Source organism: Quyinboa ferrireducens (genome assembly GCF_042436675.1).
Classification (GTDB): domain Bacteria; phylum Bacteroidota; class Bacteroidia; order Bacteroidales; family UBA5342; genus JBHJHP01.
Genome location: NZ_JBHMVA010000002.1, coordinates 272260 through 293662 on the forward strand (window position 1 = coordinate 272260; position 21403 = coordinate 293662).

The window sequence follows — 21403 nt, forward strand, 5'->3', positions numbered from 1 at the left end:
TTATGAGTAAATTAAGAGTCTTTAGTCTTATTATCTTTGTGTTTTGTATGACCGCAGGTTTTGCGCAATCAAGTAAGAAAATTGTTCAGAAAGGTATTAGTGTGGTTAAAACTTCCGAGATGCGCATTGACGACGGGGACAAAGAATACTGGATAGATGAAATTGAATATTACGACAACAGGGGAAATTTAATTGAATATAAGGAATATTCAGATAAGGGGGATGATTTGAAGAAGTGGATTAAATATAAATATGATACCAATTCAAACCTGATTGAGGAAATTGAGCTGAATGAAAAGGGGGAACAAAAGGAACGCATAGTAACAATATATAAAGACGATTTGAAAATTGAACGTCATTATTATGACGACCGCGACAGATTGTATAAAAAGAAAAAGTATGAGTACGAATTCCGATCCTGATATCAGAAAAGTCATCAGTTCATTCGATCCGATATCTCTGGATCAAATGGGGAATGTTGAACTGATGAGACGGAAGGATACAAAATATGTATGCAGCAGGTCTCAGTTGCCGTTCTTTCTGGAACAGCTCCGTAAGGACTATTATGTGCTGGAAATTGAAGAAGAGCGAGAACATGCATACGAGACCACATATTTTGATACCAACGATTTCAGCATGTACAAAATGCATCATAATGGCAAACTTAACAGGCATAAAATCAGGGTCAGACGATATGTATATACCAATAAGCAATTCCTTGAAATAAAGCGAAAGAATAACAAGGGTGAGACCATAAAAAAACGCATTGAAAATTCTGGTGAACATACCGAGCAGACTATAAATGGTGACGGATGGTTTGTTGCAAAGCATACGCCTTACGAATCGGAATTACTTGAACCAAAACTCGGGAATAGATTTATTAGGATCACTCTGGTAAATAAACAAATTCAGGAAAGGGTAACCATTGATTATAAACTGAATTTTATTGATATTGAAACTGAAAAATCGCTCACAAACGAATCTATTTGTATTATTGAAATTAAACGGAATCTGTACGAAAAGAATTCAGCTTTTGCCACACTATTAAAGAATAACAGGGTTTATCCGATGGGGTTCAGTAAATACTGTGTGGGCGTCAGTTTATTACAAAATAATTTGAAACAGAATAACTTTAAAAGCAGAATAAATAAAATCCAAAATTTTAAGTAAAAAACCCAATGGTAGAAATTTTTAATATCGATCTTATCGATGGTCCCAGTACGCTTGAATTGTTTATCAGATTCCTCGTAAATTTTTTATTCGTATTCATAATTGTACGGTTTTTATATTACAGAGTCAGAAAGCGTAAAGATTACTTTTTTACATACATCATTATTTCCACAGTTATCTTTTTATTGTGTTTCCTTTTGGAAAACGTAAAACTGGAAATTGGTTTTGCACTTGGCTTATTCGCCATTTTCGGTATTATCAGATACCGAACCAGGCAAATCCCGATAAAAGAAATGACGTATCTTTTTCTGGTAATCGGTATTTCAGTAATTAACGCTTTGGCTAACAAAAAAATATCGTATGCCGAGTTATTGCTGACTAATATTATTCTTGTGATTACAGCATATTTTCTGGAAAGGATGATGTTGCTGCGTCATGAGTCAACAAAATCGATCGTTTACGAGAAAATAGAATTAATAAAGCCTGAAACCAGATCCGAACTAAAAAGAGATCTCGAAGAACGCACCGGTCTTAAAATCAACAGGGTAGAAGTTGGTAAGATTGACTTTCTGCGTGATACGGCCCGGGTTGATATTTATTATTTTGAGAGTGAGAATCAGGCCGATGACGCCGATATAGATGGTTTCGCGAACGACGACGATGATTAGATCACGCTTTCTTTTCAGCTTTTTATTATTACTAATTTCAATAATCCCTTTTTCACTGAAAGCACAATACACCGACTTTAAAATGCGGTTAGGGCTGGAGGTTGAAAAAGAGATTATTGATAATCTGGACGCTCATATTGAACTGGAGCAGCGTTATATGCATAATATTTCCAGCTATGACAAAACCTTTGTTGAGCCGTCCCTTTCCTATAATATATCAAAACATTTCAGCACTGGTATTATCTGGCGCATTCAAATAAGGGAAAATAACAGCTACAAAATGTTTTCGGAACAGCGCTATTCTGCATTTGTTAAATATGATGTTTCGTACCTTGATTTCAAATTAAAACTTCGCTCTATTTTACAATATGGCTTTGATGATATCACAAATGCCGGTTTCAGTGTGGATCAGAAACTGATAAACCGAAATTCAGTGCAGGTTGATTACGACTGGTTCGGAAAGAAAATCAAGCCGGGTATTAAATTTGAGCTGTTTCATCACCTGAACCACCCTAACGGCAGCATTCTTAATCAGTGGAGACTGAAAGCCGGAGCATCATACCTGCTTTCAAAACATTCGAATATTGATGTATATTACATGTTCGAAAATGAATTTAACGTAGTAAAGCCTGTTGATGCGCATATTATTGGCGTTAAGTACGGTTATAAATTCTGATTTCGCAACCGAAACCTTTTCCCGTAAACTTATTTTCAGATAATTAGCTTAAAATCTGTATGAATGTATGGATTGCAAAACTTAATTTATAATTTTGCAGCCTTTTAGAACAATTATGGGATTACACGAAGAGATAAAGCGGCGCAGAACATTTGCTATTGTGAGTCACCCGGATGCGGGAAAAACAACATTAACTGAGAAGTTACTGCTTTTTGGTGGTGCCATACATGTGGCCGGTGCCGTAAAATCGAACAAAATAAAAAAAACAGCTACATCCGACTGGATGGAGATTGAGAAGCAACGTGGAATTTCTGTTGCTACATCGGTGATGGGATTTGAATACAAGGGAAAAAAGATCAATATTCTGGATACTCCAGGCCACCAGGATTTTGCCGAAGATACCTTTCGTACCTTAACTGCTGTAGATAGCGTAATCATAGTAATTGACGTGGCAAAAGGGGTGGAGACGCAAACACGTAAGCTTATGGAAGTTTGTCGTATGCGTAAAACACCTGTTATCGTTTTTGTAAATAAGCTTGACCGTATCGGGAAGGACGCCTTTGAGTTGTTGGATGAGATAGAAGAGGAATTACAGATAAATGTTCGTCCGCTTTCGTGGCCCATAAATATGGGGCCGTCATTTAAAGGTGTATATAATTTATATGGCAGAGATTTACGTTTGTTTGCGCCGAGCAAGCAGGTCGTAACTGAAATGCATGAAATAAGCGATTTGTCTGACCCAAGGCTGGATAAAATGCTGGGGGAAACCGATGCCGAAAAGTTGCGGGAAGAAGCCGAACTGGTGGAAGGTGTTTATCCTGAATTTGATCTGGATGAATACCTGGCAGGAAATGTGGCCCCGGTCTTTTTTGGTAGTGCACTCAATAATTTCGGCGTAAAAGAATTGCTGGACTGTTTTATAGATATCGCACCTACACCGCGTAAATCGAAAGCAGAAGAACGTGAAGTTCTGCCTGACGAAGAAAAATTCACCGGTTTTATTTTTAAGATCCATGCCAATATGGATCCGAATCACAGAAACAGGATTGCATTTGTTAAGGTTTGTTCCGGTATGTTCCAGCGCAACACCAATTATACACACGTTCGTTTAGGTAAAAACCTGAAATTTTCAAGTCCGACCGCTTTTATGGCGCAGAAAAAAAGCATTGTGGAAGAGGCCTGGCCAGGCGATATTGTTGGTTTGCCGGATTCAGGGAACTTTAAAATTGGGGATACACTTACGGAAGGAGAGAATCTGCATTACAAAGGATTGCCCAGTTTCTCACCTGAAATGTTTAAATACATTGAAAATGCCGATCCAATGAAGTCCAAACAATTGGCAAAAGGGATTGATCAGCTTATGGATGAAGGTGTGGCACAGCTATTCGTAAATCAGTTTAACAATCGCAAAATTATAGGTACGGTCGGACAGCTTCAGTTTGAGGTCATACAGTATCGTTTATTACACGAGTACAACGCACAGTGCCGGTATGATCCGATTAACTTGTACAAGGCATGCTGGATAAGAAGTAAAAGCAAGGAAGCGCTTGAGGATTTTAAAAAACGTAAAGCACAATACATGGCCAAGGATAAACATGATCGGGATGTGTTTTTGGCCGATTCACAGTATATGTTGCAAATGGCACAGGATAACTTTAAAGACATCGAATTCTTCTTTACTTCTGAGTTTTAGCGGCAGACAAAAATTTATTTTTATTTTTGTTACTGCTAAATGATAACTCATGGATAAAACAGCCGTTCGGATTATTGATGTCTTTGATACTGTTGATGAATTAGTGTTTTCTGTTCTGATGATGACCCTTCCGTTCGGGTGGCAGTTTTCTATTATTCCATTATTACTATTTGGCGTATTAATGTTCCGGAAAGCTTTAAAGGAACGGACCTGTCCTTCAAAAGAAAAAATAGCTTACTTTCTTCCCGTATTTGCATATTTTCTCTTTATGTTGATCAGCCTGATTTACAGCAAACATCCGGGAAGAGGATTTGACTTGCTTATTCAGAAAAGCTCATTCCTTGTTATTCCTCTGTTGCTCTTATTCACCTCATTCAGCAGAAAACTGGCAAGAAAGGGTGTTCGGTTTTTTGTGCTGGGAACTCTTCTTGTTTCCTTACTTTACATTATTTCCGGTTTGTATCATTCTACAAGAATTGGAGATGGAATGCTCTGCATTGTACCGGGTTTTTCAGGTGACAATACTGTGTTGCTGGATACTGTTATACATAACAACCATTTAATGGGTGATAATTTTTCGTTTCTGATGCACCCGACATATACAGGTGTTCTCCTTGCTTTAAGTATTGCAATAGCCGTGTTTACATTGATCCATGAACATAAATCCATACTCATTCAACGCATTGCTATTCCGGTATTCATCGTGGAAAGTATGACACTGATACTTCTTTCAACAAACGGAGCATTGATGTCGGCAATTATTTTGGCAATAACACTTATTGTATTAACCATTAGATACAGACATTACCTGGATTTGAAAAAATACTGGCTTATATTGGTTGCAATGATTTTGCTGAGCGGCGTCGCTTATAACCCTCAATTTCAGATATTATCCGGCAGATCATCCGGTTCAGACGAAAATAGTATGCGTTTGAAAGCCCGGGAAGTTACATTGGAGATTATTAAGGAACATCCGGTTCTGGGCATTGGTAACGGAGATCTTTACAGCACAATGGAGCGAAAGTATGAAGAACAGGGGCTAATGAAAATGAAGGAAATGAGGATCAATCCGCATAACCAGTATTTGCATACCTGGGCTGAAACAGGTATTCCTGGTTTACTGTCTCTGTTGTGGATATTGGGTACTTTGATTTGGTTTGGAATTAAACGCAGGAATTTCCTGATGATTGTTTTTGCTGTGTTATTTGGTGTCAGTATGTATTTTGAATCGATGATGAACCGGTATTGGGGTATTATGATGCTGGCCATTTTTTATACCGTTTTTTATTTCCATTCAGAACCTGAACCGGAAAACGAAACAAATTAAACCGACGGCTCTGAAATCTTTTTCGTTTTAATTTTTCGTGATGGCATTATAAACAGGCCTACCCCTTCGAGCGTGATTATTGAAGCAATGGCAATAACCAGAAAATTAACTACGACCAACAGCCAGTTTTTATCACTCCAGAAATCCCCTTCATTTGCCACAAGTGCCCAAATGGTCATAACAGACATGAACACAGCGGGGAGACCTGAGACCATCCAGTAAAACTTTCCTTTTTTCTTCAGGTAAAGGGTGATAACAATAAGTGCCAGTGCGGCAAGCGTCTGGTTTACAGCGCCAAACAATGGCCACAGACTCAAGGCTCCATTACCGTTGGCCCCGTTGGCAAATGCAAGGATAGCAGCAGTAAAAACCGCAATAAACGTGGCCAGCCATTTGTTTTGCATGGGTTTAACGCCCGTAAATACTTCACTGATTACATACCGTTGCAATCGTGTTGCTGTATCCAGAGTGGTTCCGGCAAAAGAAGCAATAAATACGCCCATAATGGCCAGTGCCCATTGGTATGGTACTCCCAGTGTTTCTATCATATTTGACGATCCGACCACAAAAGCATTAAGTTTGGAACCCAAACCTGAGACGGCCTGCCACGATGCGTAATGGGAATTCCAGGCAGAAATACCGATCAGAGTCTGATCGCCGGTTGTATATCCCAAGCCTATTCCGGCAGCAACTGCAATGAGCACAAGCAGAGCCAGCGTTCCTTCCATCAACATGGATCCGTATCCGACGAACAAGGCGTCTTTTTCGTTGTCCAGTTGTTTGGCCGATGTCCCGGATGAAACAACGGAGTGGAAGCCTGATATAGCTCCGCATGCTATGGTAATGAACAGGAATGGAAACAGATTAGGTGCGCCTTTCGGATCAATGTTTACTGAAGGTGCGACCAGATGTAAATCTGTGCTGAACGAAGCCACAATAACACCGCCAACCAATAGCAACATAACCACTATCAGCTGATAAGCATTAATATAATCCCTTGGTTGTAATAAAGTCGCTACCGGAAGGATTGAGGCTATAAATGCGTAAATGAGCAATATGATGGTCCAGATACCGGTTGCCGGAATTCCTGCGATTTCGGGCATTTTAAACGGAATATATACTCCGGCAATAATGGTGGCAAACATCAGAACGACAGCAATTGCCGTATAAATATTGATGTTTCGGCCTTTAATATTTACCATACGCCCAAGCCATACTGCAATGGCGATCTGCATAAAAACCGGAAATACCGATGCCGGAAAAATATTAAAGATAATGGCTATTACCAGTCCGAAAATGGCTATCACAATCCATAGTTCCAGAAACACAACCAGGAAAAACAGAAAACGGGTGTGTTTGTGCATGTATTTGGCTGTATAATCTGAAATAGACTTCCCCTGGTTTCGCAGAGAAATGACAAGTGAACCGAAATCGTGAACGGCTCCCATAAAAATGCTGCCAAGAAATACCCATATGAGAGCCGGAAGCCAACCCCAGATGATGGCTACAGCCGGTCCTACAATAGGTCCGGTTCCTGCAATTGACGTAAAATGGTGGCCAAATACGACTTTCTTCTTCGAAGGCACAAAATCCACACCGTCTTTCAGATTGTGCGATGGAACTGTAGATTCCGGATTTATTTTAAAGATTTTACGCGATAAAAATTTACCGTACAGATGATAAGCTGCAATGTAACCTCCAAATGTGAGAAGCATTAATAATAAAACTTCCATAACCCGCTTTTCAAATTAATATTCAAAATTAGCGGTATTTGCTAAAAAAGCAAGATGAAATTTAGAGATACAAGACACAAGAACCAAGACGTAAGACAAAATTTTAAGGGTAAGTCCTCCTTGAAAGGAGGACGGTTTACAGCAAATATTTAATTAAAACTTAGGGCTTTCTGAACTTAACTTAGTAAGAGAGTGTTCCTGTTTAAGCTGGTTTATTAGAAACCTTTAACGTGTAATTTCAAAAAACTTTACTGTACTTTTGTCTGAATATTAATCAACAGAACATGGCTGAATCCTATTATCCTTCATTACAGGCTGTTAATAAAGCAAAACTGACCATAAACGAAGTAATCAGTGCCACACCGCTTACCGAAAATCTGAATTTATCGGAGCAGTTTGGTGCAAACGTATTTTTAAAAAGAGAAGATCTTCAGATTGTCCGTTCCTATAAGATACGTGGTGCTTATAACAAAATTAAAAGTTTGAGTAAGGATCAACTGCAAAACGGGGTTGTCTGCGCCAGTGCCGGTAACCATGCGCAGGGTGTGGCCTATTCGTGCTTTAAGCTGGGTATAAAGGCTAAAATATATATGCCAACTACTACTCCCAAGCAAAAGATAAAACAGGTTCAGATGTTCGGAAAACAGTTTGTGGATATTGTACTGGAAGGTGATACATACGATCAGGCCAGCACTGCTGCCATGAAGGACTGCGAGGAAATCCATATGGCGTTTATTCATCCGTTTGATGATCCTTTAATTATTGAAGGTCAGGCAACAGTTGCACTGGAGATTATCCAGGAATCGACCTGCCAGCTGGATTACCTGTTTGTGCCTATTGGAGGCGGTGGACTGGTAAGTGGTGTTGGTAGTTATTTTAAACAGGTGAGCCCAAATACCAAAATCATCGGTGTGGAACCTGCCGGCGCGCCTTCCATGTATGAATCGCTGAAACAGAACAACGTGGTAACGCTTGATCAGATTGATAAATTTGTGGATGGTGCAGCGGTACAACGGGTAGGGGATTTACCTTTTGAGATCAGTAAAAAAGTGGTGGATGATATCGTGCTTGTTCCTGAGGGTAAGATTTGTACAAAAATACTGGAGCTGTATAATCGTGAAGCCATTGTAGTGGAACCGGCTGGTGCACTATCCATCGCTGCTCTCGATTACTATGCCGATAAGATAAAAGGTAAAAATGTAGCTTGTATTGTTTCCGGGAGTAATAATGATATTACCCGGACAGAAGAGATCAAGGAACGTTCGTTGATGTTTGAAGGGCTGAAACATTATTTTATCATCCGCTTTCCGCAGCGTGCAGGTGCGTTGCGTGATTTTGTGGATAAAGTGCTTGGGCCAAAAGATGATATCACTCATTTTGAATATTCAAAAAAGAATAACCGCGAAAAAGGACCTGCATTTGTCGGCATTGAGCTGACGGATAAAAACGACTTTAATGCCCTTATTAAACGCATGTCAGACAACGGTTTCGTATATGAATATATCAATGAAAAACCGGATCTCTTTCACTACCTGATCTGATTGTCTATTTGAAATGCAAGTCCATAAAATCCGTCATAACCTGGTAATCATTTGGAAAAACACCATGCCCTTCTTCGTGCATGTAAAACCCCATATCATTTAATATCGGTTTCTCAGGTTCAGGGTATTCTTCCTGTTCCAGCCCTTTACGACCGTAAAGTTCATATACCGGTTCTGCTGCTTTTGCTGCAACCCATTCACCTTTGGGATCAGACCAGGTATCTTTTTGTCCGACAATCAGTAATACCGGGCGTGGTGCAATCAGGGCAATGAGCATGTGGCCATCAACAGGAAGTTGATCCGGTTGAAATGCATAATCGCTGTAGCGCGGCGCAAACCAGTAATAATATCGCTGAGGATTGGTAAGGTCAGCAATGGTTTCACCAAAGTTTCTGCGGCTTATCGCAGCTCCTCCTTCTCCCGAAACCATCGGAATGACCATAGCAAAACGCTGATCACTGGCTCCTGCCCATATTACGGTTTTTCCCAGGCGCGATACGCCGGATAAAGCAATTTTTGAGCCATCCACATCCGGATCAGTCTGAAGATAATCCATAATGCGGCTCAGTCCCCATGACCAGGCGGCAATAGCTCCCCAGTCATCAGGATGCTGAATATTATCCCGTTTATACCAGGAACGTACACCATATTTCCCTTCAGAATCGAAATCGGGCTCTATATCGCCATAAAAAACGGTGGCAATACCATAACCATGATCGATAAAATGCTTTGGATCAGTATCCTGTAATCGCCACGATTCTTTGTCCGGAACGGGGATCTTTAACCTGGTGTTCCAGGCCATATCTTCATCTATGCCCGGTTCATTAAACAGGACGGGATTTGGTGTAAAACTGATATGCAGCAGAGTGGGGACAGGACCTGTGGCATTTGCCGGTACATTAAGAAGTACCCGGATCGGATGTGCTTCCGGGTAATCAGGAAAGGTAATGCGAACCTGGGTGCGTTTTGATAATCCGTTCATGCCGGGAACGTCTTTCTCCAGAACCTCATTTTTAATTCTGATAGGATGATCTGGTGTTTTACCGTGTTGGTATTCTTCAAACAGCTTAACTATTTCCGGGCGTCTTTTCTTTTCCCATACTTTAACGGTTTTCACTTTTTTACCGTTTGATAAAAGCGGATCCGGAAGTGAGTATTCAACCACTTTTGACTCGTCCGTGTTGGTGGCTGGCTGACTGTCCCATTTGCGTTCATTTTTCCATTTGGCATACCGGTTCAAAACTTTTATGCCGTTTTGATTGTACCAGGCATAACCGGTTCGTCGTTCTTTTTCAATTTCGGAAAGATTATATTTTATAATGCCGTCTCTTCCCGCAAAAATGGGCTTATGCGTCTTAAGTTCATAGTATCTAGCCCACAACGGACCTGCGTTTTTATCCTCTGCAATGACAACATCTCCATTTTCCCTAACCACTTTAAATCCATTAATCTGAACGTCATTGTAAAACTTTACACCGGCCTCAATTGCCTGTTTCACTTCTTTAGAAGGTTTTCGGATATCCATTAAAAACAATAATACTGAAGCGCTTTCGCCGCCACTGATGGCGGCCGGCTCAAATGCACGCGCAGGTTTCGGTTCATACGTATTTTCATCGTATTGCTGCGCCCAGGCTGTCAGTTCGCCATTGTCTGTTATCTGACTTTTCAGGATAAAATCCAGTCCTTTTCCATAGGCCTCTTTGACCTGTTTTAGTTTATCCTCGCCAATTGTTCTGTAGTCCGGCATACTCATAATTTCCGATAGAAGCGTCATGATATCGGGGATAACATCATCATTGTAAGTGGCATAATGCGAATAATCCGTCATACGGTAAGGATAGGAGTGTGGCCAGCCACCTGATTTATGCTGTGCATCCAAAATATAGTTTATTCCACCTTCCAATGCTGTTTTACAGCGTTCGTCTTTTGTGGCTGTATATGCCCGTGCCATGAACCGGATCTCGTTTAATGTTGCTTTTACCAGGGCAGCTTTCATGCCCCAGGGACCTGCAAGCGTTGAATCTCCGGTAAATGGTCGTCTGGCCGTATTCATTAAAGGCCAGCCAGTTCCGTTATCCTGCCACGATAGTATATTTTCGATTATTTGTTTCCCTTCGTCTGATGTGTACCATGTGTAGGATTTCTGACTTATTTCCGGCCACCAGTAAAATGTGCGTTTAAATTCATCCAGTTTTTCCTGCTTTTGTTTCAGTGCATCATTATTAATGCTTTTTGTTGCCTGAGCATTACCGACTGTCCAGCAAAGTATCCAGAACAAAGAAAATGTTAAGATTCGTTTTACCGGTAAAATGTAATGTGTTGATTTATGGGAATTCATAGCATGAAGTATTTGATGAGAGTTGAGAGCTTACATATTAATCCTGTAATTATTTTGGTTAATTACTTGAAAACTAGTTTACAATATAATTAAAAATAAGATTCAATGGCTAAAATTTATACAAATTATATTGCAACGTTAGATTTCGTATTTGAATTCGTCCCTTCAGTTTTATCTTGAATAGTGGGGAGTAGAATAGATTATATAATCTAATGAGGCTGTTTATCCTTATCACAAACTCACTTAATCCGTGTGTGAAACATCTGGCACATATTTTAAGATGATGATACCACAACTATATGCATGGGATTCTACCAGTTTTAGTTTTAAACTCTCTTCGATTTCCCTGAAAATAGGAAGTCCGTTACCAATAGCCGAAGGATTAACCAATAAGTGATATTCATCAATAAGACCGGCTTTTATGAGTGATGATACAAAACCCGCACCCCCATAAACAATGATGTCGCCACCATCCTGTTCTTTCAGTTTTTTAATTTCATCGATTAGATAGCCGTTGGCCATAACGGTGTTTTCCCAACCGTAAGCTGCAGGAACCGTATGATTTAGTGATTTGGAAAATACAACTTTATGGGTGTCTGTAAATTTCTTACCCGCTTCATGTTCAGGATGTTCATGTTCAGCAGCTATGTTGGCCCAGTGCGGAATAAATCCTTCTGCCAGCTTCCGGCCAAGAACGATACAATCAACCGGTTTTGTCAGCTTTTCAATGTATGATTTGAGCTCATTATCCCAGTTAAATTCCATCCAGTCCAATTCTCCATTGTTTCCTGCAATAAAACCGTCCAGCGAGATTTGAACCTGTAGTTTAAGTTTTCTCATCGTGTTCGTATTTTGGTTTTATAAATTCTTGTTCGTATGCCGGATAAAATGCTCCGGAACAGAGATAAGTAACACTCGTACTGTTGTCCAAAGTTCAACAAGGTAAATTGAGTATCTGTAAGTTAAATTTTTGAGTATAAATGGGAAAAGATTCTGAATTCAAATGTACTGCAAACAGGAAAAAATGTCAATTTTAAAACTATATCATTAAAGTTACTTAACGTTTTTAAATTATTATAATTTACCTTGTTTTGCCTTTAGAAGAAATTCGCTAAGTTCATCTTTGCGGGATTGACTTATATTGTGCCATCGAATACCCTGTACAGCTCCTTCAAGGGCACGCAGCATGCTAAGGCATGCATCTTTATCGACGGCAAGAATTTTTATGAATGTATTTTCCGCACCTTCCTGTACTAACTGGCCGGGTGTGTCAATACCAATCTGGTGTAACCTGTTGGCAAGTGTCTTCCCAATATTGGGCAATTCCGTTAAGACGTCAATTTGCTTTGTCATAGTTTAGATATTATTAAGTCGCCTGGTGAATGTAGCCATTGCTTACAATATTCACCGGGTGACTCGTTAGGATCAGATATCAACTTTATAGATCTGGCTTTTACCTTCGAAATTTGCCCGGAAAATAATGGATTTCCCATCAGGAGTAAAATGTACATTCGGTTCCAGATCGTAGTTGTGGTGCTGCATATTCACCAGTTTCTCACTTACAAGCTTATGGTTATCCGTATCAGGACGGAAAAGGTAGATCCAACGGCCGTTTTCAGCATGTGCCACCTGACCTTCATCTCCGCCATCTCCTGCAAACAATTTTTGATCAGGCGAAATATTAAAGTGAATAGACCATTCATCGCGGGTCATTTCGTAATCTGTTTCGTTCCCTGTTTCAATATTGGTTCCGGCAAGGAAAAACGTTTCACCGCGTGGTTTCTGCAGGTCGAACCATACAGTTTGCCCGTCGGGACTGAAAAACTCATGTCCTGCTATTTCCCTGTACATGGTGCGTTCGTGCATGAATTTAGGTGTGCTTTCACCCATCCGGATGGTCCATATGCGGTCCACCTTATGCCATGGACCTTCGTGGCAAAACATCAGAACATCAGGATCAGCAGGGGAGAACTGCACATGATTCAGCCAGGCTGTATCGGTAATTACCGGTTTGAGTTCTTTGGTCTCAACATTTACCGTAAAGATGGTATGTGGAAGTTTGGCTTCATATATTAAATTGAAGAATTCACCTTTGCTGGGGTGATGGCGTAGAATAGAATCTTTTTCACTGATGCTGAAAACTCCGGCCAGTAATGTTTCGTCGGCATTTAAGGTTGTAATTCCAGTCCGCTTCAGCGAATCCGGAAAAATGTAAAGTACACGCGTTGCTTTGTCATCCACGTTGGTAGCAAATACAGTATCCTGACTTTGATAAACGACTTCCCTGTGCTTTTTAGCGACAATTTCTCCGCGTATCGGCGTTGTATTGTGGGTTAACTGTTTTGTCTTGAGTGTTTTTAGGTTCATAACATGCAGTTGGCGAACTTCTCTTCCCCGGTACCAGTGATCGGATACGCCCTCTCTAGGACTGCCATAATATACCATAAGGGTTCCTTTGCCATCAGCTGTAGGTAGAAAGGGATTATTATGAAAATAGAAACTGCGGTTATCACCGTCATTCCTGGTGAGTTTGGTCAGTTTATGGTGTGTATCTTTATCAATCCACTGATTGGGCATTGGACTTTGAGAACCGGTTTCCAGAACAGGGACATCTTCCTTCGGTTTACAGTTAAAAACCAATAAACCTGTTAAAGCCAGTAACAATAAAAGTATTGGTGAAGTGTATCCCGTTTTCATGGTGGTATTAAATTTCGTTATTTGAAAGAGTAAATGTATCAAATAAGTAAATGAAAACAAAAGGGGATGGAAAGATAAGTCACCGGGTGAATATTAACGGCATTGAAATATTCAGTTGCAAGCAATGTATGACCCCATCCGGGGTCACACGTTTGTAGAACTTCAGATCGCTACAAACATAGGACTCCATCCGGAGTCCAACTGTACCAAGAGATTCTTAAAATGAATTACCCCTATTTTAACAATATTATCAAAAAAGAGAGGAGTGTAGTCATAAAGGTTCAATGAATGCGTATGAGTGGAGTTCGTCATTTTTCACCTTTTTTTGTTTCTACGATTATGACACCCTCCGGGGCGTTGTACTTTTTTATTGCAGCTTTATCTTTAAAAACGTTGATCGATTTAATCTTATCCGGGTTCAGCTTTGTTAGTGCGTCTTGTGTTGATGTTTCACCATCTATGATTATCATTGGTTCTTTTTTGTCCGTGTTGCCATAGCCTTTGATTTTTATGTTTTTCGCAGTTTTAGCGGAATCGGTTTTGGCCGCCAGCTTGGTTGTTATCAGAACAACTCCATTCGGTGCATTGTACTTTTCCAAGGCTTGTTCTCCTTTAAAAACGGAGACCGATTCTATTTTGTTGGGATCGAGCAAATTGAATATTTTAGCATCGTATTTAACGCCATCAATATAAAAGTCAGGATCGGCATCGGTCTTTAATTTAATCTGCAGTTTTTCCTGCTCTCCCAGGTTTTTCCTGACCGCTGTTGTATCCTGTGCTGACAGGATAGACACTGAAAGAATGATAAGGCATGCTGTTAAAATAAGATTTTTCATTTGAGTTATGTTTTAATTGTTTAATTTTTAGTTTTATAGGACTGAAGTCCGGCAGTATCTCTTTTAAATATAACCGGGCTTAAGCCCGGTTTATTAGCCAAAGCTTAATTTGGGCTTTAGCCCATTTCATTCGATACCCATTATTCCTGCTCCAAATAGATGACTATCATATCGTCTTCATACAGCACATTTTGAGTCTGCTGCTGTGTCGTATTATGCGCATTGAACATGCTTAAGGCTTCATTCAATATGGCTTCCTTTTCCTGGTAGCTCAACCTGTTTTTCTGCGGATTAATAATAAAAACCGACAATAAGATGGCAACAGAAGCAGCCGCTGTCAGGATGCCAATGCTTAACCTTTGTTTGTTTTTTCTTCTTCTCTGAATCGCTTCCCAAATGGATGTATTGAATTGTTGGGGTGCCGTGTGTTTATTGCGTTGAATATATTTAAACCAGGGCTTATGAGAATGATTTATTTCTTCAGCATGATCCTTTAGAAACATTTCTTCAGCTAAAGAGCTTTCGCCTGCTTCGTATGTCTTAATCAGTTTATCAATGTTTTCCTTCATAGCTGTAAATCTTTTTCAGTTCCAAAGCAACCTGTTTTCGTGCACGGGATAACAACACCCTGATGTGCCCCACGTTCAGATTTGTTATCCCCTCAATCTCTTTGTATTCCAGTCCGTCCAGATCACGGAGTGTAATGATTTCCAGTTGCTGATCCGGTAAGGTTTTAATAATATCCTGAACCAGAACATTCAGTTCTTTCCACTCCAGCTCAGCCGGTCCGTTATTTTCAGTAACATTTGTTATATGATTTTCGCTGGCATCATCAAATACTGGTTTGCTCTTCTTTAAAAGATCCAGACAATAATTCCGTGCCGTTAAGAACACAAATCCCGGAACATTCGGATGGTGTTTTAATTGCCGGCGTTTATCCCATAAGCGAATCATAATTTCCTGGATGGCATCTTCTGCAGTTTCCGCGTTTCCCAGCATGCGAGTGACCATGGGATAGAGCCTGTCCGATAGTGAAATCACCTGTTGTTTGAATTCTGTTGCGTTCATCTAATCTAAATAACGAAAAAAACACGCATGCATAACAAAAAAGCGGAACTGTTTTTTGAGTTCAATATTTTAGGCATCGTAGCATTAAACTAAATCTTAAAATATCATGTTTAATAGAAAAAAAGATACATGAGTTATGCAATCTATCAGAGGACTGTCATGTTAAGAATGGCTAAATATTGTTTGAACTACCGCACGTATGTTTTGGACGTAATTTTCTGTTTTATCGGTTCAACATATTTGCTTACATCAAAATCAACGGCTTTTTCCGGTTTATTTCTGAATATTTCTGCGGTTAAACCTGTTTTATGCCATTTCCGCGCTCCACCATTTAATGAAAAGTAAAGGGCTGCTTCAGTCAACCCTGAAAAAATATGAGGTATTGCTCTGCTGAAAATCGATTGATAACTATATGTTTGATCTTTAATTGAAGTATAACCATATTGGAGTTCTTCGGGACTCATATTTTTGGGGGATACAATAACTTTTTTAGCATCAAACTGCCGCCAGTCATCCGTCAGAATTCTGTTTTCCTGCTTCATCCGTTTAAAAACTTCAGTTCCGGGATATGGTGTTAATACACACGCCTGTAAAAAGGCAGGCTTAGCTTTTTTTATAAAATTCCAGGTATTTTCAAAAACCTGCTTATCATCTATGTCCAGGCCAAAAACAAAAGAAGCCATCGTCATAATGCCATTTTGCTGTAACGTTTTAATGGCTTCAACATTTTCATTAAAAGAAGAAAAGGTTTTTTTGTACTGGCCAATTCCTTTTTCCGTCATCGATTCAAAACCAATAAGTAAACCACGGCACCCACTCTTATAGGCAAGTTTCATCAGTTCCTTATCCTTTACAATATTAATTGATGCCTGACCCACCCAGTATTTGTTGTATGGAATCATTCGTGTAAATAACTCTTTAGCATATTTCTTATTGAGTGCAATGTTATCATCCAGAAAGAACAATACTTTGTCTGTTATCGATTCTATGTCTTTAAGTATCAGATCGATTGACTTAAACCGTTGTTTCTTTCCAAACGATGAAGGTACTGTGCAAAAGTCACACCCATAGGGACAACCACGTCCGGTTTCAATCGGTGAAATACCAAATTTACCTGCTTTAGTATTTATTAAATCCCTGCGCGGAATGATATAATCACATAAATCCGGAAATTTTTCCAATTTGTAAAACTCCTTTAAACTATGAGATTTAATGTCCTTCAGAATTTGATTCCACAGGCCGTTTTCAGCTTCGCCAATAACAACAGCATCTGCATATCTGATCGCCTCGTTGGGCATGACTGTTGCGTGAATTCCTCCAAAAATTACAACTTTATCACGTTTTTTAAACTCATTGGCGATTTCATAACCCCGGATAGCTGTCTGGGTCATAAGCGTTATCCCAACTATGTCAACGTCAACATCAAAATCAATTGTTTCGTTGTTAACCTCTTCAATTATTTCGACTTCATGCTCTTCAGGAGTCATGGCCGCAATTAAGGAAAGTGTTAGCTGTGGTATGGCCATCGAATTACGGCGTTGATTATTCTCCGGACAAGGGGAGATGAGCAGAATTTTCATGAACGTATATTTTAAATAGGCTCAGAAGTTACAACTAAAGGATGATATATCAACACCAGCTGACAGTGCTTTATGATAATTTAATGAATAAGGGCTGAATAATGAGAATGAGACGGATATCCTTCTACAGCAAATCCAAAAGGAGCTTCCCTGCTTCATCCAAAGTTTTTCCGAAGGTTATGATTCCTTCCTCATGACCGCCCATGATTATAATTTTTTTCTCAGGAACATCTGTTTCCCTGAAAAGTCTTTCTATTTCGTTAGCCATCTCAGGCGTTCCATACAATACGTCCGTTTTTGTAGTAGGAAACTTATGGATGTATTTCTTCCACTTTTCCATACTATGAATATGGATTACAGCTTTTGTTTCCGATGAACTTTCGTATATTACAGCATGGGATAAGGATTCTGAAGAGGCCTTTATGGGGCCCGAACACGTCAGGCTGTTCTGCATCAAATCGTATTCAGTGACCAAAACATAATGAAATTCATCCAGTCTTTTAAAGTTGCCTGTTGCTGAACCTGTTATGACAAAGGTCTGCCCATCAGACCGGATGCTTATATTGCCAAACCCGATACCGTTTGGGTATGCACCTATTAAACCAAGCTGATACAACCTGTCTCTCCATGCATTAATGTTTTCGATCTGCTGCTTCGGGCAGGGAGCTGCTTTTATCCAGTTGCAATTGAATTTTATATATCCTTCATCCATTCAAGGTCTTTTTTCGGGAAATAATGTAAGAATACTTTCTTTGTTTGGCTCACATATTCCTCTTTCAGTAATAAGTCCTGAAATTAAACGTGCCGGGGTCACATCGAAACCAAAATTTGTGGCATTGCTGTTTACCGGAGTTAACAATACCGTTTTTATTTCTCCATCACAAAGCCCTGACATATATTTTACTTCTTCAGCTCCCCGTTCTTCAATTGGTATGTCTTTGATGCCATCTTCTATTTTCCAGTCAATTGTTGATGAGGGAAGGGCCACGTAAAAAGGTATATCGTTGTCGTTTGCGGCTAAGGCTTTCAGGTAAGTCCCTATTTTATTGGCTACGTCTCCGGTACAGGTTGTCCTGTCTGACCCTACAATCACCAGATCGACCAGGGCATGCTGCATTAAATGACCACCAACATTATCCGCTATTATGGTGTGAGGAACACCATGATTGCCCAGTTCCCAAGCTGTGAGACTTGCACCCTGATTTCTGGGACGGGTTTCATCTACCCACACGTGCACATCAATTCCCTTATCAAATGCGGCATATACCGGAGATGTGGCCGTACCGTAATCAACAAACGCCAGCCATCCAGCATTGCAATGGGTAAGTATATTTACAGTTTTACCTTTCTTGTTTTTGCTTATTTCTTCAATAAGCTTAAGACCATGTTCGCCAATTCTTCTGCAATAATCCGCATCCATATCTGCAATTTCTATGGCCGTTTTATACGCAATGGAAATTTTTTCAGGAATGGAAATTTCATTTTTTATAGCCTTTAATTGTTTTTCCACGGCCCAGGAAAGATTTACTGCTGTTGGTCTTGTGGCTTTTAATTTCTCACCAGCCTCGTATATATACCCGTCAAAGGAGTTATCGTCCGGAGCCTCCAATGTTGCTAAGTATATACCAAACCCGGCTGCTGCTCCAATCAGTCCGGCGCCTCTTACGAGCATGTCTTTGATAGCTATGGCAACATCATTCACCGACTTCAAATTTTCGATGACAAATTTATGGGGTAGATGACTTTGATCTATGATTTGAATGACCTTGACATTATCTTCTTTTATCCAAATGGTACGGTAATGTTTGCCGTCAATATTCATTAATTAATTTTTAAATTTTTCTGTTGGGATCAGACACCACAAGATATTTATTAAAAGGTAAATTTTAAAATTTATTGAGAATATTAAATGATCATGTTTATAACTTAATTATCTGTATGTTTCCCAATTAATAAAATGGCAACACATAGTTTTGCATTTCTAACCAGTAAAGGTTATCTTACAGAAAAAGTGCCTTATGTTAAAGTTTGAAAGTTTTTTGTTTTTTCTGTTGGCTTTCTTCTGGGTTGTGATTGGAAGTTCGCAAATAGCAAAATACTTTCAAAAAATCAGATTGCCTTTGATTACCGGGTTTTTAATTTCAGGAGTTATCGTAGGTCCGTTTTTTTTAAAACTTGTTTCCAATAAAGCCATTCCAAATCTTCAGATTATTAATGATTTTTCTCTGGCTTATATTGCCTTTGCAGCGGGTGTTGAGCTATATATGAAAGAAATTCTTAGCAGCATTAAAAGTATTTTATGGAATACCTTTGGTCAGTTAGTGGTTACGTTTGCTGTATCTGTTTTTCTGATACTTCTGCTAGCCCCTGTTATACCCTTTCTTTCAGACTTATCACATAATAATGTGCTGGCTGTTGCCATCCTTACGGCAACTATTTTTATTGCCCGTTCACCTTCATCTGCTATTGCCATAATGAATGAGATGCGGGCAAAAGGAAGGTTTACAAAAACGGCTATCAGTGTTACAGTGATAAAGGATGTACTGGTCATTCTTATTTTTGCCATCTGTTTTTCTATCGCCAATACCCTTGTGGAAGGTGTTGGGTTTAGTTATTTTCTGATGGTTGAACTGTTTATTGAACTTCTGGCTACTTTTGGAATGGGTGTTTTGCTAGCCAAAGTTATGGGATTTCTTTTTTCCTTAAAGCTTCATCAGTATATTAAGATTGCAGTTCTGCTTGGATTCGGGTATCTAACGTTTCCGCTTTCACGCTATATTCATCATTTAAGTCAGCTCTATTTGCCGTTTGAGATATTGATAGAGCCTTTACTGGTTTGTATTTTAGTCAGTTTTATTATTGTAAATTATTCCAGACAGCGCATAGAATTCCAGATTATTGTTGAAAAGGTTGGTCCGGCCATCTACGCGGCATTTTTTACGCTGGCAGGATCCATGATGTCCATTGATGTGTTAGCCAATGCATGGAAAATTGCATTGCTGTTTTTTTTCATCCGTTTAATTGGCATGATAGGAGGGTCGTTATTGGGGGGAATTATTGCCGGTGATCCGAAACTATTCAGACGGATAGGCTGGATGCCTTATGTGACGCAGGCAGGCGTTAGTCTGGCTTTGGTTATGGTGGTCGCGGAAAGTTTTCCGGAATGGGGAAATGAGCCGGCTACCATCATTGTTGCCGTTATTATTGTAAATCAGTTGATAGGTCCGCCTTTATTCAAATGGGCCATAAAGAGGGTAGGAGAAAACCGAAACCTGGCAAAGGATACTTACGATAATTCACACCGTGTTTTAATCTTTGGCTATGAAAACCAATCGGTTGCCTTATCCTATGAATTAATTAAAAATAACTGGAAAGTGTCTGTGGCTACACGTAAACCGAAAGAAGTGGTGGATGAAATACCGAGTGTAAATATGCATTATATTTCTGGTATTCAGGCTGAAGAACTGGAACGACTGGATTTGAAGAGGTTTGACACCATGGTGTTGCTTCATTCCGATAAGGGAAATTATCAGATCACGGAATGGATCTATGAAAATATCGGAAAAAAAGTTGTTATCGTGCGTTTGTCGGACCGAAAAAATTTGAAGAAATTCTATGATTTGGGTGCATTGGTCATTGACCCTTCAACGGCATTTGTAAATTTATTACAGCACTTTGTACGGTCACCATTGGCTACATCCTTATTAATGGGAATGGAACCTGATAAAGATACCCTGGATGTCACAGTTGCAGATAAAAGCTTGTTTGGCATGGCCTTGCGTAACCTTCGACTTCCGCTTGATGTGCTGATTCTTTCTGTTAAACGAAAAGGGAACATTATTATCACACACGGTTACACCCGTTTACGTAAAGGTGATGTGCTTACCGTGGTCGGATCTTTGGAAAGCCTGAATAAGGTGAGCCTGCAATTTGAATCCGATGATTCCACGGAATAAACCGGTTAATATTTATAAGCCTTCATATTCAACCGGTGATTATTTGTCGCACAATGTATGATCCCATCAGGGGTCACATTTTTGTAGAACTGTAGATTGCTACAAACATAGGACTCCATC

19 protein-coding genes are annotated in these 21403 nt (G+C 39.6%); 8 read left to right on the forward strand and 11 right to left on the reverse strand.

Features of this window, described 5'->3' with window-relative positions:
- Positions 1-2: 2 nt before the first annotated feature.
- From ACE01N_RS04575 to ACE01N_RS04600, 6 genes are all read left to right on the forward strand, one after another.
- Positions 3-422 carry a hypothetical protein gene (locus ACE01N_RS04575; RefSeq protein ID WP_380585288.1) on the forward strand — a complete coding sequence of 140 codons (420 nt, stop codon included), beginning with the start codon at positions 3-5 and terminating at the stop codon, positions 420-422.
- Positions 400-1170 (forward strand): polyphosphate polymerase domain-containing protein, encoded by a 771-nt coding sequence (locus ACE01N_RS04580; protein WP_375726575.1) that lies wholly within the window; start codon positions 400-402, stop codon positions 1168-1170. Before ACE01N_RS04575 ends, ACE01N_RS04580 begins: the two co-directional genes overlap by 23 nt.
- An 8-nt stretch (positions 1171-1178) precedes the next feature.
- Positions 1179-1838 carry a DUF4956 domain-containing protein gene (locus tag ACE01N_RS04585; RefSeq protein WP_380585290.1) on the forward strand — a complete coding sequence of 220 codons (660 nt, stop codon included), beginning with the start codon at positions 1179-1181 and terminating at the stop codon, positions 1836-1838.
- Positions 1831-2514, forward strand: coding sequence for a DUF2490 domain-containing protein (locus ACE01N_RS04590; protein WP_380585292.1), 684 nt, complete (start codon positions 1831-1833; stop codon positions 2512-2514). Before ACE01N_RS04585 ends, ACE01N_RS04590 begins: the two co-directional genes overlap by 8 nt.
- A gap of 115 nt (positions 2515-2629) precedes the next feature.
- The gene (locus ACE01N_RS04595) at positions 2630-4207 is read left to right on the forward strand and encodes a peptide chain release factor 3 (protein ID WP_375726578.1); all 1578 of its coding nucleotides are present in this window, start codon (positions 2630-2632) and stop codon (positions 4205-4207) included.
- 49 nt (positions 4208-4256) lie between these two features.
- Positions 4257-5534, forward strand: a complete 1278-nt coding sequence (locus ACE01N_RS04600; RefSeq protein WP_380585295.1) for an O-antigen ligase family protein — start codon at positions 4257-4259, stop codon at positions 5532-5534.
- Here the strand turns inward: ACE01N_RS04600 and ACE01N_RS04605 are convergent.
- Positions 5531-7267, reverse strand: a complete 1737-nt coding sequence (locus ACE01N_RS04605) for a carbon starvation CstA family protein (protein WP_380585297.1) — start codon at positions 7265-7267, stop codon at positions 5531-5533. The genes ACE01N_RS04600 and ACE01N_RS04605 overlap by 4 nt on opposite strands.
- A gap of 284 nt (positions 7268-7551) precedes the next feature.
- Between ACE01N_RS04605 and ilvA the strand changes: the two genes are divergently transcribed.
- A complete protein-coding gene (gene ilvA, locus ACE01N_RS04610; RefSeq protein WP_380585299.1) occupies positions 7552-8808 on the forward strand; it encodes a threonine ammonia-lyase in 1257 nt (418 codons plus the stop codon).
- 4 nt (positions 8809-8812) lie between these two features.
- On the opposite strand, the gene pelA is transcribed toward ilvA, so the two are convergent.
- The 10 genes from pelA to mtnA form a co-directional block, all read right to left on the reverse strand.
- Positions 8813-11146, reverse strand: a complete 2334-nt coding sequence (gene pelA / locus ACE01N_RS04615) for a pectate lyase (protein ID WP_380585301.1) — start codon at positions 11144-11146, stop codon at positions 8813-8815.
- A gap of 243 nt (positions 11147-11389) precedes the next feature.
- Positions 11390-11986 (reverse strand): dihydrofolate reductase family protein, encoded by a 597-nt coding sequence (locus ACE01N_RS04620; protein ID WP_380585303.1) that lies wholly within the window; start codon positions 11984-11986, stop codon positions 11390-11392.
- A 234-nt stretch (positions 11987-12220) separates the two neighbouring features.
- Positions 12221-12499, reverse strand: coding sequence for a TfoX/Sxy family protein (locus ACE01N_RS04625; RefSeq protein ID WP_380585305.1), 279 nt, complete (start codon positions 12497-12499; stop codon positions 12221-12223).
- Positions 12500-12571: 72 nt separating this feature from the next.
- Complete coding sequence (locus ACE01N_RS04630) at positions 12572-13843, reverse strand: oligogalacturonate lyase family protein (protein ID WP_380585307.1); 1272 nt, start codon at positions 13841-13843, stop codon at positions 12572-12574.
- A 308-nt stretch (positions 13844-14151) separates the two neighbouring features.
- A complete protein-coding gene (locus ACE01N_RS04635) occupies positions 14152-14679 on the reverse strand; it encodes a hypothetical protein (RefSeq protein ID WP_380585309.1) in 528 nt (175 codons plus the stop codon).
- Positions 14680-14819: 140 nt separating this feature from the next.
- Positions 14820-15248 carry a hypothetical protein gene (locus ACE01N_RS04640; protein WP_380585312.1) on the reverse strand — a complete coding sequence of 143 codons (429 nt, stop codon included), beginning with the start codon at positions 15246-15248 and terminating at the stop codon, positions 14820-14822.
- Entirely contained in the window at positions 15232-15747 is a 516-nt protein-coding gene (locus ACE01N_RS04645; RefSeq protein WP_380585314.1) for an RNA polymerase sigma factor, read from the reverse strand. Before ACE01N_RS04645 ends, ACE01N_RS04640 begins: the two co-directional genes overlap by 17 nt.
- Before the next feature lie 188 nt (positions 15748-15935).
- Positions 15936-17327, reverse strand: coding sequence for a B12-binding domain-containing radical SAM protein (locus ACE01N_RS04650; protein WP_380585316.1), 1392 nt, complete (start codon positions 17325-17327; stop codon positions 15936-15938).
- 124 nt (positions 17328-17451) lie between these two features.
- Positions 17452-18039 (reverse strand): class II aldolase/adducin family protein, encoded by a 588-nt coding sequence (locus tag ACE01N_RS04655; protein ID WP_380585318.1) that lies wholly within the window; start codon positions 18037-18039, stop codon positions 17452-17454.
- Positions 18040-19149, reverse strand: a complete 1110-nt coding sequence (gene mtnA / locus ACE01N_RS04660; RefSeq protein WP_380585320.1) for an S-methyl-5-thioribose-1-phosphate isomerase — start codon at positions 19147-19149, stop codon at positions 18040-18042.
- 196 nt (positions 19150-19345) lie between these two features.
- On the opposite strand from mtnA, the gene ACE01N_RS04665 reads away from it, so the two are divergent.
- Positions 19346-21283 (forward strand): monovalent cation:proton antiporter family protein, encoded by a 1938-nt coding sequence (locus tag ACE01N_RS04665; RefSeq protein WP_380585322.1) that lies wholly within the window; start codon positions 19346-19348, stop codon positions 21281-21283.
- Positions 21284-21403: the final 120 nt, after the last annotated feature.

Bases quoted from the DNA above. Each gene is read 5' to 3' on its own strand.
- ACE01N_RS04605 (WP_380585297.1), bottom strand. From the start codon at position 7,267: ATGGAAGTTTTATTATTAATGCTTCTCACATTTGGAGGTTACATTGCA.
- ACE01N_RS04595 (WP_375726578.1), top strand. From the start codon at position 2,630: ATGGGATTACACGAAGAGATAAAGCGGCGCAGAACATTTGCTATTGTG.
- ACE01N_RS04620 (WP_380585303.1), bottom strand. From the start codon at position 11,986: ATGAGAAAACTTAAACTACAGGTTCAAATCTCGCTGGACGGTTTTATT.
- ACE01N_RS04625 (WP_380585305.1), bottom strand. From the start codon at position 12,499: ATGACAAAGCAAATTGACGTCTTAACGGAATTGCCCAATATTGGGAAG.
- ACE01N_RS04585 (WP_380585290.1), top strand. From the start codon at position 1,179: ATGGTAGAAATTTTTAATATCGATCTTATCGATGGTCCCAGTACGCTT.
- mtnA (WP_380585320.1), bottom strand. From the start codon at position 19,149: ATGAATATTGACGGCAAACATTACCGTACCATTTGGATAAAAGAAGAT.
- ACE01N_RS04650 (WP_380585316.1), bottom strand. From the start codon at position 17,327: ATGAAAATTCTGCTCATCTCCCCTTGTCCGGAGAATAATCAACGCCGT.
- ilvA (WP_380585299.1), top strand. From the start codon at position 7,552: ATGGCTGAATCCTATTATCCTTCATTACAGGCTGTTAATAAAGCAAAA.
- ACE01N_RS04640 (WP_380585312.1), bottom strand. From the start codon at position 15,248: ATGAAGGAAAACATTGATAAACTGATTAAGACATACGAAGCAGGCGAA.
- ACE01N_RS04635 (WP_380585309.1), bottom strand. From the start codon at position 14,679: ATGAAAAATCTTATTTTAACAGCATGCCTTATCATTCTTTCAGTGTCT.
- ACE01N_RS04630 (WP_380585307.1), bottom strand. From the start codon at position 13,843: ATGAAAACGGGATACACTTCACCAATACTTTTATTGTTACTGGCTTTA.
- pelA (WP_380585301.1), bottom strand. From the start codon at position 11,146: ATGAATTCCCATAAATCAACACATTACATTTTACCGGTAAAACGAATC.
- ACE01N_RS04655 (WP_380585318.1), bottom strand. From the start codon at position 18,039: ATGGATGAAGGATATATAAAATTCAATTGCAACTGGATAAAAGCAGCT.
- ACE01N_RS04600 (WP_380585295.1), top strand. From the start codon at position 4,257: ATGGATAAAACAGCCGTTCGGATTATTGATGTCTTTGATACTGTTGAT.
- ACE01N_RS04645 (WP_380585314.1), bottom strand. From the start codon at position 15,747: ATGAACGCAACAGAATTCAAACAACAGGTGATTTCACTATCGGACAGG.
- ACE01N_RS04575 (WP_380585288.1), top strand. From the start codon at position 3: ATGAGTAAATTAAGAGTCTTTAGTCTTATTATCTTTGTGTTTTGTATG.
- ACE01N_RS04580 (WP_375726575.1), top strand. From the start codon at position 400: ATGAGTACGAATTCCGATCCTGATATCAGAAAAGTCATCAGTTCATTC.
- ACE01N_RS04665 (WP_380585322.1), top strand. From the start codon at position 19,346: ATGTTAAAGTTTGAAAGTTTTTTGTTTTTTCTGTTGGCTTTCTTCTGG.
- ACE01N_RS04590 (WP_380585292.1), top strand. From the start codon at position 1,831: ATGATTAGATCACGCTTTCTTTTCAGCTTTTTATTATTACTAATTTCA.